The organism is Sandarakinorhabdus sp. FBCC-B8862, assembly GCF_059745315.1.
This window is the reverse complement of sequence record NZ_CM185574.1, coordinates 31706-45832: the sequence shown is the minus strand read 5'-3', so window position 1 is coordinate 45832 and position 14127 is coordinate 31706. Positions and strand designations below refer to the sequence as shown.

At 66.9% G+C, this 14127-nt stretch carries 12 protein-coding genes; 3 read left to right on the top strand and 9 right to left on the bottom strand.

Annotation, left to right across the window (positions count from 1 at the left end; translation table 11 throughout):
- Positions 1-2 precede the first annotated feature (2 nt).
- The 6 genes from AC6BOR_RS00270 to AC6BOR_RS00245 all read right to left on the bottom strand — a co-directional run bounded on the left by AC6BOR_RS00270 (position 3) and on the right by AC6BOR_RS00245 (position 8526).
- Positions 3-1514 carry a tryptophan halogenase family protein gene (locus AC6BOR_RS00270; RefSeq protein ID WP_498059255.1) on the bottom strand — a complete coding sequence of 504 codons (1512 nt, stop codon included), beginning with the start codon at positions 1512-1514 and terminating at the stop codon, positions 3-5.
- Positions 1511-2536, bottom strand: a complete 1026-nt coding sequence (locus tag AC6BOR_RS00265) for a cupin-like domain-containing protein (protein WP_498059254.1) — start codon at positions 2534-2536, stop codon at positions 1511-1513. Before AC6BOR_RS00265 ends, AC6BOR_RS00270 begins: the two co-directional genes overlap by 4 nt.
- On the bottom strand, positions 2529-3245 hold the full coding sequence (locus AC6BOR_RS00260) for a SapC family protein (RefSeq protein ID WP_498059253.1): 717 nt from the start codon (positions 3243-3245) through the stop codon (positions 2529-2531). The genes AC6BOR_RS00265 and AC6BOR_RS00260 overlap by 8 nt, the downstream gene beginning before the upstream one ends.
- Before the next feature lie 15 nt (positions 3246-3260).
- Positions 3261-4784 (bottom strand): tryptophan halogenase family protein, encoded by a 1524-nt coding sequence (locus tag AC6BOR_RS00255; RefSeq protein ID WP_498059252.1) that lies wholly within the window; start codon positions 4782-4784, stop codon positions 3261-3263.
- A gap of 87 nt (positions 4785-4871) precedes the next feature.
- A complete protein-coding gene (locus AC6BOR_RS00250; protein ID WP_498059251.1) occupies positions 4872-7862 on the bottom strand; it encodes a TonB-dependent receptor in 2991 nt (996 codons plus the stop codon).
- A 160-nt stretch (positions 7863-8022) separates the two neighbouring features.
- On the bottom strand, positions 8023-8526 hold the full coding sequence (locus tag AC6BOR_RS00245) for a sigma-70 family RNA polymerase sigma factor (protein ID WP_498059250.1): 504 nt from the start codon (positions 8524-8526) through the stop codon (positions 8023-8025).
- A gap of 223 nt (positions 8527-8749) precedes the next feature.
- Here AC6BOR_RS00245 and AC6BOR_RS00240 point away from each other — a divergent pair, with 223 nt between their 5' ends.
- Positions 8750-9628: a LysR family transcriptional regulator gene (locus tag AC6BOR_RS00240; RefSeq protein ID WP_498059249.1), complete on the top strand. Its 879-nt coding sequence runs from the start codon at positions 8750-8752 to the stop codon at positions 9626-9628.
- Here the strand turns inward: AC6BOR_RS00240 and AC6BOR_RS00235 are convergent.
- On the bottom strand, positions 9620-10249 hold the full coding sequence (locus AC6BOR_RS00235) for a redoxin domain-containing protein (RefSeq protein WP_498059248.1): 630 nt from the start codon (positions 10247-10249) through the stop codon (positions 9620-9622). The two genes, AC6BOR_RS00240 and AC6BOR_RS00235, sit on opposite strands and share 9 nt — an antisense overlap.
- A 78-nt stretch (positions 10250-10327) precedes the next feature.
- Between AC6BOR_RS00235 and AC6BOR_RS00230 the strand changes: the two genes are divergently transcribed.
- Together AC6BOR_RS00230 and AC6BOR_RS00225 are read left to right on the top strand one after the other, a co-directional pair.
- Positions 10328-11608 (top strand): NAD(P)/FAD-dependent oxidoreductase, encoded by a 1281-nt coding sequence (locus AC6BOR_RS00230; protein WP_498059247.1) that lies wholly within the window; start codon positions 10328-10330, stop codon positions 11606-11608.
- The gene (locus AC6BOR_RS00225) at positions 11605-12549 is read left to right on the top strand and encodes a YeeE/YedE thiosulfate transporter family protein (RefSeq protein ID WP_498059246.1); all 945 of its coding nucleotides are present in this window, start codon (positions 11605-11607) and stop codon (positions 12547-12549) included. Before AC6BOR_RS00230 ends, AC6BOR_RS00225 begins: the two co-directional genes overlap by 4 nt.
- On the opposite strand, the gene AC6BOR_RS00220 is transcribed toward AC6BOR_RS00225, so the two are convergent.
- A complete protein-coding gene (locus AC6BOR_RS00220; RefSeq protein WP_498059245.1) occupies positions 12518-13231 on the bottom strand; it encodes an HvfC/BufC N-terminal domain-containing protein in 714 nt (237 codons plus the stop codon). The two genes, AC6BOR_RS00225 and AC6BOR_RS00220, sit on opposite strands and share 32 nt — an antisense overlap.
- A complete protein-coding gene (bufB, locus tag AC6BOR_RS00215; RefSeq protein WP_498059244.1) occupies positions 13231-14064 on the bottom strand; it encodes an MNIO family bufferin maturase in 834 nt (277 codons plus the stop codon). The genes AC6BOR_RS00220 and bufB overlap by 1 nt, the downstream gene beginning before the upstream one ends.
- Positions 14065-14127: the final 63 nt, after the last annotated feature.

Genomic DNA, 14127 nt, shown 5'->3' with positions numbered 1-14127 from the left:
TCTCAGGCCGCCTTGTTGTCACGCGGTTCGGCCGCCGCGCAATAGCGGGCAACATAGACATGATGATCGGGCAGCCCGGCCACCGTCTGCCGCACGCTGTCACGCAGGCCCGACAGGAAGGCGTTCAGTTCCTGCGGCCGCAGCTTGGCGGCCACCGGATGCCAGGATATCGGCATGATCCCCTGCCCCATCATCACCTGCACCCAACTGTTCTCCACAAACAGCTCTTCATTCTTGCGGAACACCCGGCCGGTCTCGCGGAACAGTTCGATCTTGTGCGCCAGGCTGTCGGGGATGGCCATGCTGGCGACATGGCGCCAGAACGGGCTGTCGCGCCGGTCGGTGACCTTGTAGTGCAGGATCAGGAAATCGCGGATCTGCTCCATGTCGGTGAACTGCTGTTCGTTGAACTCGGCAATGTCGCGTTCGCTCACCCGGCCGGCCGGCAGCATGCGGCAGATGCGCAGCACGGCGCGCTGGATCAGGTGGATGGAGGTCGACTCGAGCGGCTCCATGAACCCGCCCGACAGCCCCACCGCCACGCAGTTGCGGTGCCACTGCCGGCGGCGCACCCCGGTCTGATATTTGATGATGTTGGGCTTCACCAGCTTCTCGCCCTCGATGGTGGCGAACAGGCGCTCCTGGGCGGCCTCCTGGCTCAGGTATCGGCTGCAATAGACAATTCCATTGCCCTGCCGGTGCTGCAGCGGGATGCGCCATTGCCAGCCGGCATCATGGGCGATGGCCCGCGTGTAGGGCACGGCGGGGCGCACGCTGCTGGTCTGGATGGCAATGGCACTGTCGCACGGCAGCCAGTGCGACCAATCATCAAAGCCGGCGTGGAGCGCCCCTTCGATCAACAGGGCGCGGAAGCCCGTGCAATCGATGAACAGGTCGCCTTCGATGCGGCGGTCGCCATCCAGCACCAGCGCGGCAATGTCGCCGCTTTCGCTGTTCAGCTCCACCTGGGCGATGCGGCCTTCGATGCGGGTGGTGCCGCCGGCTTCGGCGCGCTGGCGCAGGAAGCGGGCATAAAGCGCGCTGTCGAGCTGATAGGCATAATTGAGCCGGTCATCGGGCAAATGCGCGAACTTGGATTGCATCGCCGCCTGCAGTTCCAGCGCATAGTCATCATAAGGATGCTCATGACCCTGCGTCAGCCCGTGCATCCAGAAATGCTGGAACCCGGCCGACCAGTGATCCTTCCCCGTGGTGCCAAAGCTGTGAAAATATTTGTGGCCCACGTCGCGCCAGTTCTCGAACATGATGCCCAGCTTGAACGTCGCCTGGGTGGCGCGCATGAACTCGGCCTCGTTGATGCCCAGCAGCCGGTTGAACAGCTGCATCGGCGGGATGGTGCTTTCGCCCACACCGATGGTGCCGATGGCATCGGATTCCACCAGCGTCAGTTCGATCACCGGGCCCAGCGTATGGGCAAGCGCCGCCGCCGTCATCCAGCCGGCGGTGCCGCCGCCCGCCACCACCACGCGCAGGGGCGAAGCTGGCTTGTTCATCGCGACAATCCTCTCAGCAATCGGGCCTTGATCTGGCCAGCGGTATCAGCGGTCAGGGGGGCAAGCACGCCATGGGCATCAGGCGGCAGATGATCGGTGACAGCCGGATCGGCCGCAAACACATAATGCTCAAACTGCGCTTGCCAGAAGGCCTTCTGGTCAGGCGGCAGATCGCGCACCGTCAACAGGGCGTGCAGCAGGGCATCCTCCGGATTGCCCAGCCAGCGCGGCGCATCGCGCCACCAGTAATTCACCAGCACATTGAACGGCGCCAGGCCTTCGACATGATGCCACCACAGGGGCGGCACATAGATGGCATCGCCGGGACCAAGATCGGCGACCAGCGCGTGCCGGGCCGCTTCGGCAAAGCGCGGGAACCGGCCAAGGTCGGGGGCGCGCACATCCACCATGCTCACCGGCCGGCCCGCCGGCGTATTTTCCAGCGGCCCGATATAGAGATTGGCGAACTGGCCGGGCGGAAACAGCGTGAAGCGCCGTCGGCCGACCGCACACACCGCCACATTGGCCGGCACATCATTGTGGGCGGCGATGCAGCTGCGCGTGCCGATCCAGATGCTGGCCAGCGGCTGGCGCGTGCCCATCGGCAGGCGGTTCGCCTCACCGAGGCGGTGGAAATAATGGCCAATGTCGATGGAGGACAGATAGATGGGCGGCGCATCCGCGCGGGTTTCGGCCGCTGCGATCATCGCCAGCAGTTCGGACAGCGGCGCGCTCTCCATGCGGAAATTCATCGCCATCGCCGGATCATAGAACAACCGGCTGTCGCCGCCCTGGTGGCCGATGCTGGCCGGGAACGGCCGCTCGCGCGCGTCGGCCGCCAGCAGGGCGCGGGCGGCAGCGGCGCTCTCCCGCCCGGCCGCCACCAGCGGCCATTCGGCGGCGAGGCCGCGCAGCACCAGCGGCCCGTCGGCAGCGGCCAGCACGCCGTCAAGTTCATCCGGCGTCACCACGCGTTCCGCAACGCGTGGCAGGCCGGCCAGAAAGGCGTCTGCCTCAGCCACGGCTCTGCCGGTTGCGGCGGCGCACCAGAGCGGCCAACTGGCCCACCGATGCCACCGCCATGTAGATCGGCATCAGATGGCCATCGGCCTGCAATTCGCCCAGGGCGGCGGCATCCAGGCTGTGCAGCCGGTCCTCGTTGATCAGGTGATAGCCAACCAGCCGGTGCTGGCTGCCATCGTCCAGCGTCACGTCCATCGAAAAGGGTTCGAGCAGGTCGTGCCGTTCCAGCGCTGCGTAAAAGGCGCCACTGCCGCGATAGCCATGGTCGAGTGCGCCCAGCATCTCCGCCACCTCCTCCACATAGGGCGTCGGCTGGCCGCCAGGCTCGAACAGGCGCATGCCCTCGCCACTGTGGCTGATGCGGGGATGGCCCATGTCGATATGCACCTGGCCCGGCTGATCGGGATCGCGCGAGCGGCCCACCAGGAAGGGCTGCACCGCCATCGCCAGCGGCTTGGCGCCCGCCGCCCAGCGGTCACCTTCCAGATAGAGATTTTCCCCCGGCTCGAAGCCGAACAGCGCCAGCGCCGAAAACTGCCCGGTCTCGTCATCGCGGCGGAACAGGATCGGATAATCCACCGCCAGCCGGCGGAATTCGGCCGGCACCACCAGGCAGGCCATCACGGCATCGCCCAGCGCGGCGCCGGCGGCGGTCAAGACCCGCAGGTCCTTGTGCTGGTCGAAATTCAGGATCTGATGGTCTGCCATGGATGCTCCGCCGGTTCAGGCCGCCTGCGCCGCCAGCGCAGCGAGATAGCTTCGGTTGTCGGGCAGGCCCGCCGCCAGCCGGCGCGAGCGGTCTGCCACCTCGGCCAGCGCCGCCCGGGCGGCATCGCCAGCCCGCACAGCCGACGGTGGCCGATGCCCCATGCCATAGAGCACATATTGCTGGCTGGCAGCCGGAAACAATTCATCCTGCTGGGGAAAATCAGCGGCAAGCGGCGCCCGTTCGCGCCACAGCAGCAGATTTTCCTTGAGCCGCGCCGGGATGGTGGCGGGATCGCGCTGCGCCAGCCAATAGGGCTCGCTGCGCCGGCTGAGCACATAATGCAGCTTCAGGAACTCAACGATGCGATCCCAGCGATAGCGGAACAGCTGGTTGAAGCGGTCGGCATGGATTGCCATCGCCGCCGGGCTGGCCGGCAGCGCATCGGCCAGCGCCCGCAATGACAATTCGATCATCACGATGGCCGATGCCTCCAGCGGCTCGATGAAGCCGGCCGAAAGGCCAACCGCCACGACATTGCCCGACCAGAAGCGCGCCCGGTGCCCGGTGGCAAAGGCCAGCCGGCGTGGCGCCAGCGCCGCCACATCGGCCCCCGGCACAGCCTGCGCCAAATAGGCGCGCAAGATATCGGCCGCCGCATCATCCGACAGGAAGCGCGAACTATAGACACATCCGATGCCCCGGCGGGTCGGCAAGGCGATATCCCACAGCCAGCCGGCCTGGTGGGCGGTGCCAACCGTCTGCGATGCGATGGCGCTGCCTGCCGGGACCGGCACCTGCACGGCCAAGGCGCGATCGTTGAACGACACGTCTGACCGGTCGATCCAGGCCTCCCCGCAATGGCCGGCGATCAGCAGCCCGGCCTGGCCGCTGCAATCGATGAACAGGTCGGCAGCCAGCCGGCCGCCCTGCTTCAGCAGCACCGCGTCCAGCCGGCCGTCCGCCCCGCCCTCACACGCCACCACCTGATCGGCGATCCGGGTCACGCCCAGCCGGTTGCAGGCATGGCGCATCAACAGCGCGGCAAACTTGCCGGCATCAAAATGATAGGCATAGTTGAGCGCCCCGGCATAATCCGGCATGCCGCGCTGCCGCGGTGCCAGATCCTGCGCACACACCGCGGCCTGCGCGGTCACGGCCTCTACAAAGGCGGTGCCAGCCGGCGCTTCGGCCCAGGCCGCCAGCAACTGGTCGGGCGGGCAGGCCGGCGGCGCGGTGAACGGGTGGAGATAGGTGTCACCGGGTGCGCCGGTCAGCCAGCCATCAAAGCGCGACCCCTGCTTGAACGACGCATCGCAGGCCAGCATGAATTCGGCTTCCGGCAGGCCTATGCTGGCCAGCGTTTGGCGCATGGTCGGCCAGGTGCCCTCCCCCACGCCGATGGTCGGGATATCAGGCGCTTCCACCAGCGTGATCGCCAGCTGCGGGTGGCGCGCTGCCAGCACGCAGGCCGAAAGCCAGCCGGCTGTGCCGCCGCCCACGATCACGATGCTGAATGGCGCCGCGCCTGTCACACCCATCCCCTCGCCACACAGAGTGGCAGAGCATGAAAGGAGCCGCAACGCCCTGGCGTGCGGCTCCTTCCCTCAACGCACTTTACCCAAGGCTCAGAAGCTGTAGCGCACCCCGGCCGAGTAGCGGCCATAACCCGGTGCCGCGAAGAACACCGTGTTGTTGTTGCGCATGTGGCCACGGCGATCGGCATTGGTGATGTTGATGCCTTCAACGAACGCGGTCAGGCCCTTCTTGAACTCCCACGACGCGCTGACATCGAACTGGCCATAGGCTTCGACATAGAAGGGATCAAAGCCATAACCCGACAGGAAGCCATCGCGCCAGTTGTAGGCGACACGGGCCTGAATGCCGTTCTTGTCATAATAGAGCACGGCGTTGGCGCTGTCAGACACACCGTTCACCGCGAACTGGGTGGCGGTATAGCGCAGCGTGTTGTCATAGCGGGTGTCGCTGCGCACGATCGTGTAGTTCAGGATGGCGCCAAAGCCGGTGTCCCAGAAGCTGTGCTGCACCGCGAATTCAAAGCCATGCAGCTTGGCGGTCTGGGCGCTGTTGCCCGGCTGGGTGATGGTGAACACCACATCCGGATCGGCATCCTGGCCGATGATGCCGGTGGGCGTGCGCACATTGTTGATGGTTTCAAAGCGCACCACCGACGGGTTGGTGGTGGCCAATCGCGCCAGGATGGCGGCAAAGCTGGGGTTGCCGCCCAGGGCCGTGCGCGCCGCCTGCACCGCCGCACCCTGCGCCGGGTTCGGCAGATCGAACAGCGGGCCCTGCGTGGTGGTGTTGGCGATGAAGTTGCTTACATCCTTGTGGAAGAAGCCCACCGAGACATAGCTGTCCTTGCCGTAATACCATTCGGCCGACAGATCGATGTTCTTCGACTTGTAGGGCAACAGGCCCGGGTTGCCGCGGCTGGCCGTGCTGCCGCCGTTCGGGCGCAGCGGCTGGGCAACCGTGATGCCGCCCTGCATGCTGGTGTAATCCGGCCGGGTGATCGTGTGGCTGTAGGATGCACGCAGGCGGATGTCATTGGTCGGCGCCAGATCGAAGTCAAAGGCCGGCAGCCAGTTGCTGTATTCGCCGCGCAGGGTGCTGAAATCCTGGGCATTGCCGCCCACCAGACCCATTTCATTGTCAGCTACCCACACCACGCCGGTCGGGATCGGCACCAGGGCCGAGGAATTGATGCGCGTCTTTTCATAGCGCACACCCAGGCGCAGATTGGCCCGCATGTCACCCAGATCAAACTTGTGGGTGCTCTGCAGATAGGGCGCCCAGGTCTGTTCGCGGATACGGCGATCGGTGGCACCTGCGGCGGCAAAGCTGGCAAGGCAGGCGCCCGGCACGGTCGTCGCGTTGCAGATACCGATGCGGCTCTGCAGCAGCGACACCAGCCCGGCGGTATCGATCTGGAAATAATTCGGGATGATGCCGGATGCCTGCGAACCATTCATCCCGGCCAGCCGGTTGGCCAACGGCGTCAGCGTGTAGAGCGCATCCGGCGTGTCGGCCGCGCTCAGCGTACCGCCCCAGCTGTCGTTCTGGATCACGTTGAAGGCCGAACGCACCTTGTTCTCGGTGTAGGTGACGCCGAAATCCAGACTGTCGATGATGTCGGATTCAAAATCATAGCCACCGCGCAGCGACGCCTCGTTGATGGTGTCCTTCATATAGGCGTTGCGGAAGCTGTTGCCGGCCGGGCGGATGTTGCTGGCCTGGATCGCAGCACCGGGGTGCATCGACACCGAAATCACCGGCATGTCGGTGGTGAAATCCACCTTCTGGCTGGCAACGCCAAAGATCGCACTGCCCACCGCGCTGTTGCTGCCATAGGGCGAGGTCGGCTTGCTTTCCGCCGTCGAATGGTGGGCATCCAGCTCCAGACGCAGGCCGCCCGGGCCGTCCCACTTCAGATTGCCGCCGATGCTGCGGTTGATGTTGCGGTTGGCGGCCAGCGCCCCGGTGATGGCCAGATCCTTGCCTTCGCCGGCGCCGAAATCCTCGGCATAGAAGATCGGGCCGGCAGCCGGACCCTTGGTCCAGTTGCTGCTGGTGTTGTTGTGGTTGAACCACACGCCGATGCTGTTGGTACGGGCATCGATGGTGTTCTGCGAATAGGTGTAATCAACCAGCAGGTCGAGCGTGTCGCTCGGCTTCACCTGCAGCACGAGCTGGCCGTTGATGCGCTCGCGGTCAATGTCGGTGAAATCATAACCGGCGTTCTGGGTGACCTGGTAGACATCGGTCGGGCCCGGGCGGTTCTGGGTCTTGGCAAAATTGCCGCGCCAGTCGTTGGCATCAACCGGCAGCGAGCCCCAGTTGTTCTCATTGCCCAGATAGCCTTCGCGCCAGCCGGCATTGAACTGGGCCAGGCTGGCCTTGCGGCGCTGATACACGCCGGTGACCAGGATGCCGATGCGGTCATCAGCAAAGGTCTTGCTGAGGATGCCCGACACTTCCGGGGTCGGCTTCGTGCCCTCGAACGTGTGGTCGATCAGGCCCTTGGCCGCGATGCTGCCACGCAGACCGGGACGATCAAGCGGACGCGGCGTCTTGATGTTGATCACCGAGCCGATGCCGCCCGTCTGCAGCGTGGCGCGGCCCGACTTGTAGACCTCAATGCCGGCAACGCCTTCGGAGGCGAGGTTGGCAAAATCAAAGCTGCGCGAGGCCGGGGCTTCACAGCAGCTGCCCAGGCCCGAGGCCGGCATCTGGCGGCCATTCAGCAGCACCAGATTGAAATCTGGGCCAAAGCCGCGGACGGTGACCTTTGAGCCTTCGCCGTTCTGGCGGTCGATCGACACGCCGGTGATGCGCTGCAGCGATTCCGCCAGGTTGGTATCGGGGAACTTGCCGATGTCTTCGGCCGAAATCCCATCAACCACGCCGAGCGCATCGCGCTTCAGGCCCAGGGTCTTCTGCAAGCTGGCGCGGATACCGGTGACGACCAGCTCTTCAGCCTCGGTCGATTCAACCGGCTTTTCCTGCGCCACCGCCGGCACCGCAGCAGCAGTGATGGCAACAGCCGACACACCCATCATGAAACGGCCGACGGCCGGACGGAACGACATGATCATCAGCGATTCTCTCCCCCAGATCGCTCATCCGTCCTTCGAACAGGAACGGTTGTGAACGTTCACTGTGACAATCGCTATATGAGAACGTTCCCTTCGTCAAGCATGAACGTGAACTGCACTCGGCTCGCCAGCCGCCTTATCCACAACAATCAGGCAGCAGTCACACAGGTTCGGGCACGCCCGCCGTGCAGCTGGCGGCAAGCCGCTTCAAGCCGCGGTGGATGTTGATCTTGACCAGCGATTGCGACTGGCCGCTGGCGGCAGAGGCCTCGACAATCGACAGCCCGTCGATCTTCACCAGCCGGATCGCCTCGGCCTGGGCGGGGCGCAGCTGCGCCAACAATCCGCGCACCGCATGGCACGACACCACATCAATCTCGTGGCTGGCCACGCTGGTTTCGACGCCGGGGTCGCCCCGTTCCCGCTCCATCAGGCGCAGCCGGTCCACCCACTTGAACCGGGCGATCGCCGCCAGCCACGGCCTGAGCGGCTGTTCGCAATCAAAATCATGCCGGCGGTTGTGCAGCGCGATCAGCGTTTCCTGGACCGCGTCCTCGATATGGGCGGGCGGCAGCCGCCGCCGGAAATAACGATCCAGCCACTGCCGGCACTCGGCCAGCAGCCTGTCATAGGCGCGGCGGTCGCCGGCCCTGCCCCGCTCCATAAGGGCTGACCAGTGTGCCGTCTGGTCTGTTGGTTGCGGGCCCTTGCGGCCGGCACATGCACTTACCTTGCTGGTCATGGACTGCCCCTCCATCACGGGGCCTAATGTCTCCCGGCCCGGTCCAGCCGCACAGGCATGACGGGCGCATGGGTTTGATGCTGGCAAGCTATGATGTTGGTGCCTGCTTGCAGAGACTTGCCGCAATGATAGGTTGGGGGCTGCCATGGAGATGCACCAGATCCGCTACTTCCTGTCGGCCGCGCGGCTGCTGAACTTCACGCGCGCGGCCGAGGAATGCCATGTCGCCCAGCCATCCCTCACCCGCGCCATCCAGAAGCTGGAGGAGGAACTGGGCGGGCCGCTGTTCCGGCGGGAACGGGCCCGCACCCATCTGACCGAACTGGGCCGGCTGATGCTGCCGCATCTGGAACGCACCTATCGCGCTGCCGAGGATGCCAAGGCGCTGGCCCGCGGTTTTGGAAAGGGCCAGGTGGCCCCGCTGGTGCTGGGCGTTTGCACGCTGGTGGAATCGGCAACGCTGGATGCCGTGCTGGCCGAGCTGGGCGCCGCCATGCCTGGGCTGCAGCTGAATGTGGTGGGGGGCACCAGCGCCGATCTCCTGGAACAGGCGCTGGCCGGCCAGCTTGATCTGATGATCATCGAGGCCCCGGCCGACGCGCCGGAGCGGTTCGAGGCCTGGCGGCTGTTTTCCCATGATTATCACATGGTGGTGCGCCGCGATCATCCGGCCGCCAACCAGCCCGAAATCAGCCTGGCCGATCTGGCGGCAGAGCCGCTGATCGATCATGCCTGCGAAGGCCTCGACGCCTTGCGCCGCCAGGCGGAAATCGTTGGCCTGTCGCTCAATCTGCGCCACGCCGCCCGCGACATGGGGCAGTTGAAACGGCTGATCTCGGCCGGCCTTGGCACCGGCTTCATGCCCGATCCCCGCGATCAGGCCATGTGCGCCGTGCCGCTGGCCGGAACCCGCATCAGCGCCGATGTCGTGCTGGCCGGCATCCAGGGCCGGCGCCGCAGCCTTGCGGCGGAAAGCTTTGTCCGCGCCAGCCGCGCCCGCCGTTGGGACAGCAATTCACTCTGATCGCAGCGCTGCCAGCACGGCGGCCGGTTCGGCCCGCTGGCGGAAATCGGGATCGACAAAGGCAAAGCGCACAATCGCCTGCGCGTCGATCAGGAAGGTCGCCGGGATTGGCAGCAACCGGCCGCTGCCGCCCAACAACCCGGCCAGATCATCGCCGCCCGCCCGATAATGTTCGGCAAGTGCCGCCGGGATGGTGATGACGAGGCCCAGCGCCAAGCACAGGCCAAGATCGACATCAACCAGCCCCAGCGCGCCGGCCCGCCCGGCCAGCGCCGCGGCCCGCCCGGCGGTTTCCGCCGAAATGGTCACCAGCCGGGCGCCGGCCCCCGCCAGCGCAGATGCGGCATCGCCCCAGCCGGCGCTTTCCACCCGGCACCAGGGGCACCACAGGCCGCGATGGAAACTGATCACCAGCGGCTGCCCCGGCATCAGCAGATCGGCCAGCGTGTGGAAGCGGCCATTGGCATCGGGCAGGGCAAAGCCGGGAAAACGTTGCCCGACCCGCGGCGCCCGCCGTCCCGCCCCCAGCGCCGCCAACTGCGCCACCAGCGCATCATAGTCCGCCGCATAGGCCGCAAGGCGGGCGGTTTCGGCGGCAAGGGCTGGCGCAATCGGCGTCATGGGGGGTTCATAGCCGGCACATCCCCCCCAGCGCCAGTGGACGGGTAACCCGGCGCCGCCGGACTGCGAACCCCGTGCATGGCCAATCAATCAGCAACCGGGGCGGCGCCCGTGGTGATCATCGGCGCCGGCTTTGCCGGCCTGGCGGCGGCGCGCGCGCTGGCTGCCGCCGCCGTGCCCTGCGTGGTGATTGATCGGCAGAACCATCATCTGTTCCAGCCCCTGCTCTACCAGGTTGCCACAGCCGGCCTGTCGGCGGCCGATATCGCCGCCCCCATCCGCACCATCCTGCGCGGCCTGCCCGGCATCAGCGTGCTGATGGACGAGGTGGTGGGCATCGACCGGACCGAACGTTGCGTCGTGCTGGCCAGCGGCACGCGCCAGCCCTATGCCCAATTGATCGTCGCCAGCGGCGCGCGCCATGCCTATTTCCGCAATCCGGAATGGGCGGTGCATGCGCCCGGCATCAAGACCATCGATGATGCCATCCGCGTGCGCCGCGATCTGCTGCTGGCGCTGGAACGGGCTGAAACCATGCGCGCCGAAGCTCGCGAAACCCGCGACGAGCATCTGACCTTCGTGGTGGTGGGCGGCGGGCCGACCGGTGTTGAACTGGCCGGCGCCATCGCCGAACTGGCCCGCCACGTGGCGGAACGCGATTTTCCCCACATCACCCGCAACTGCGTGCGGGTGCTGCTGGTGGACAGCGGCGGCCGTCTGTTGAAGGCGCTGCCCGCCCCCCTGTCGGCGGCCGCTGCCCGGGCGCTGGCCAGCCTGGGCGTGCAGGTCCGCCTGAATGCCCGTGTCACCGCACTGGATGCCGGCCGGATCATGATTGGCGATGAAAGCCTGGCCGCCGCCGTCATCGTGTGGGCGGCTGGCGTGGAGGCATCGCCGGCGGCGCAATGGCTGGGGGCGGCGGCCGATCCATCCGGCCGGGTGATTGTGGGGCCTGATCTCGCCCTGCCCGATGATCCCGATATCTTCGTCGCCGGAGACACCGCCGCCGCGGCCACGGCAGACGGCCATATGGTTCCCGGCATTGCCGCTGCCGCCCAGCAGATGGGCGATCATGCCGCCCGCGCCATCATCGCCCGGCGGCGCGGCGCCCCGCCACCGGCCTTCCACTACCGCCATCGCGGCAGCATGGCGACCATCGGCCGGTCGCTGGCGGTTGCCGATCTGGGCTGGCTGCGCCTGTCGGGCCAGCCGGCGTGGCTGCTCTGGTGCACCGTCCACCTCTGGTTCCTCGCCGGTTTCCGCAACCGGCTGGTTGTCGGTGCCAACTGGCTGTGGCGCTATCTCACCTTCGAGGCATCGGCCCGGCTGATCACCCAGCACGGCAGCGACATGCAATGATCCTGCTGCTGCTCTGCATGCTGGCGGCGGCGACCATGGGCTTTGCCGCGCACCAGGGCGGCACCTGCGGCGTGGTGGCGGTGCGCCTGTGGGTGGAGCAGCGCGACGCACGGCTGCTGGTGGGCTTCGCGGTCGCCACCGGGGCGGCCACCCTGGTGTGCCTGCCATTGGCCTGGGCGCTGCAGCGGGGTGAAGGCCTGCCCGGCAATGTCATGCCGGGGCCGGCTCTGGTGCTCGGCGCCCTGCTGCTGGGCTGCGGCGCGCTCGTCAACGGCGCCTGCATGGTGGGATCGCTGTGGCGGCTCGGCAATGGGGAGGCGCATCTGCTGGCCCTGCCCTTCGGCATCGTGCTGGGCGATGGCCTGGGCCGCGCCCTTGGCTGGCGCACGCTGCCGCCGCCCAGCCGCTTCGCCCACGCCGATGGTGCCGGGCTGCTGGTGGTTGCCGCCGGTGCCCTGGCTTTGGTGCTCGCCTTTGGCTGGCTGAACCGGCGCGGCCAGGCCACACGCCGGCTGGCGCGCACCATGCTGGCCATGGGGGTGGCCGGCGGCTTCCTGTTTGTCGCCCTGCCGGGTTGGACCTGGGCCGAAGTCGTCACCGGCGCCTCCCACGCCATCGCCGCCGGCAACGGCCCGATGGCCGGTGTGGGCTTCCGGGCCATGCTGGCCACCTTGGCCGGCGCGCTGGCTTCGGGCTGGATGACCGGCCAGCTCCACCTGAAATGGCGGGGCTGGCCAGCAGTCGCGCGCGCCCTGACGGGCGGCACGCTGATGATGCTGGGCGCCGGCCTCATCCCCGGCGGCAATGATGCGCTGTTGCTGGCAGCAGCGCCCGCCGGTGCCAGCAGCGCTCTCCTTGCCTTTGGCCTGATGAACCTTGCAATCTATGGCCTTGTCGTGGCCCGGCGCCTCACCCCCTGGGCACGACCAGCCCGGCACTGAGCCAGCGCTGCAGCCAGGTGCCAATCGCATCACTGCTGGCACCACAGGCATCGCACGCCGGGCCAAAGCGCTGCCCCGCTGCCACCGCGGTCAACAATTCGCCTTCCCCGCCGGTCAGGCGGCGGAAGCGCGGTTCCAGCCCGTCGCGCCACACCAGCACCCAGCCGGGGGCCGGCACCGGATCGATCGGCGTCGCCGGAATGGCTGACCAGATCGCATCGGCATTGGTGGCAAAGGCCAGCAGGCTGGCACCCGGCGCCAGGGCAAGGCGCAGCGCCTCCCAGTCGATGCTGGCCGCCTGCGCCCAGTGCGCCGGCTGGGGATCGGCCGCGGCAAAGGCGGTGCGCAACGCCCAGTCCAGCCGGGCGAGCTCAGTCACTTCCGGATCGTCGGGCAGGCGGCGGCGCAGGAAATCGGCAAAATCATCGCCATAATCCGCCAGCGTCCAGCTGCTCGATGGGCTGATGGCGGCATAGGCCAGCGCCAGATCGGTGAAGATGTCGCCCCCCAGCCAGTGCAGTGTCTTGGAAAAATTGTCGGCCAGCCCCTCCACCAGCATGGCGCGTGCGGCATGCACATGCACCGCAAGACCCGCCTTGTGCCGCACAACCGGCGCAATCGCCGCCAGATCACCGGCAATCAGGCCGGCCTGGAACTGGCGCTGGAAATCCGCCAGCCGCATCACCCGGCCACATCCCAGACATTGGGCAAGCGCGCCCGGTCCAGCTCGTCAAGCAGGTCATGCAGCTGCGGAATATCATCATCCCGCTCGATCATCACCGCCACCGCACCGGCCCGCCGCCGCACCTCTTCATACAGCGCCCACACGCGGCCGGGCACCGGGCTGTCATGCGTGTCAATCAACAGGCCATCCTGGCCCTGGCTCGGCCCGGCCAGGTGCAGCTGGCGCACCGCGTGCCACGGGATGCCATCCAGCCAGTCCATCGGGTCCAGACCATGATTGTGCGCGGAAACATGGATATTGTTCACGTCCAGCAGCAGCGCGCAGCCGGTGCGGTCCACCAGCGCGGCCAGAAACTCCCACTCGCGCATGCCGCTGGCACTGAAATCCAGATAGGTCGATGGATTCTCGATCAGCAGCGGCCGCCCCAGCGCGACTTGCGCCTGGTCGATGTTGCGCGCCACGATGGCCAGCGCCTCTTCGGTATAGGGAATGGGCAACAGATCATGGCTGTTGACGCCATCAATGCCGGTCCACGCCAGATGGTCAGACACCCACAGGGGTTCGATCGCATCGGCCAGTTGGCGCAGCCGCGCCAGATAGGCATGGTCGAGGCCGGTGGCGGTGCCCAGGCTCATCGAAACGCCGTGCAGGATAACGTCATGGTGGCAGCGCACCCGGCGCAGCACATCGGCCGGCCGGCCGCCCTCCACCATGAAATTTTCGGAAATCACCTCGACAAAATCAACCGGCACATCGCCGGCCAGAAATTGTTCATGATGGGGCCGCCGCAATCCAAGGCCATAAAGGCTATTGGCAAGCGGCGGGATCATCCGGTGTCCTTGGCAAAAGGGGTGGAGCCGGCGCTGGGGGAACGCCGGCTCCGGGGGAGCGCT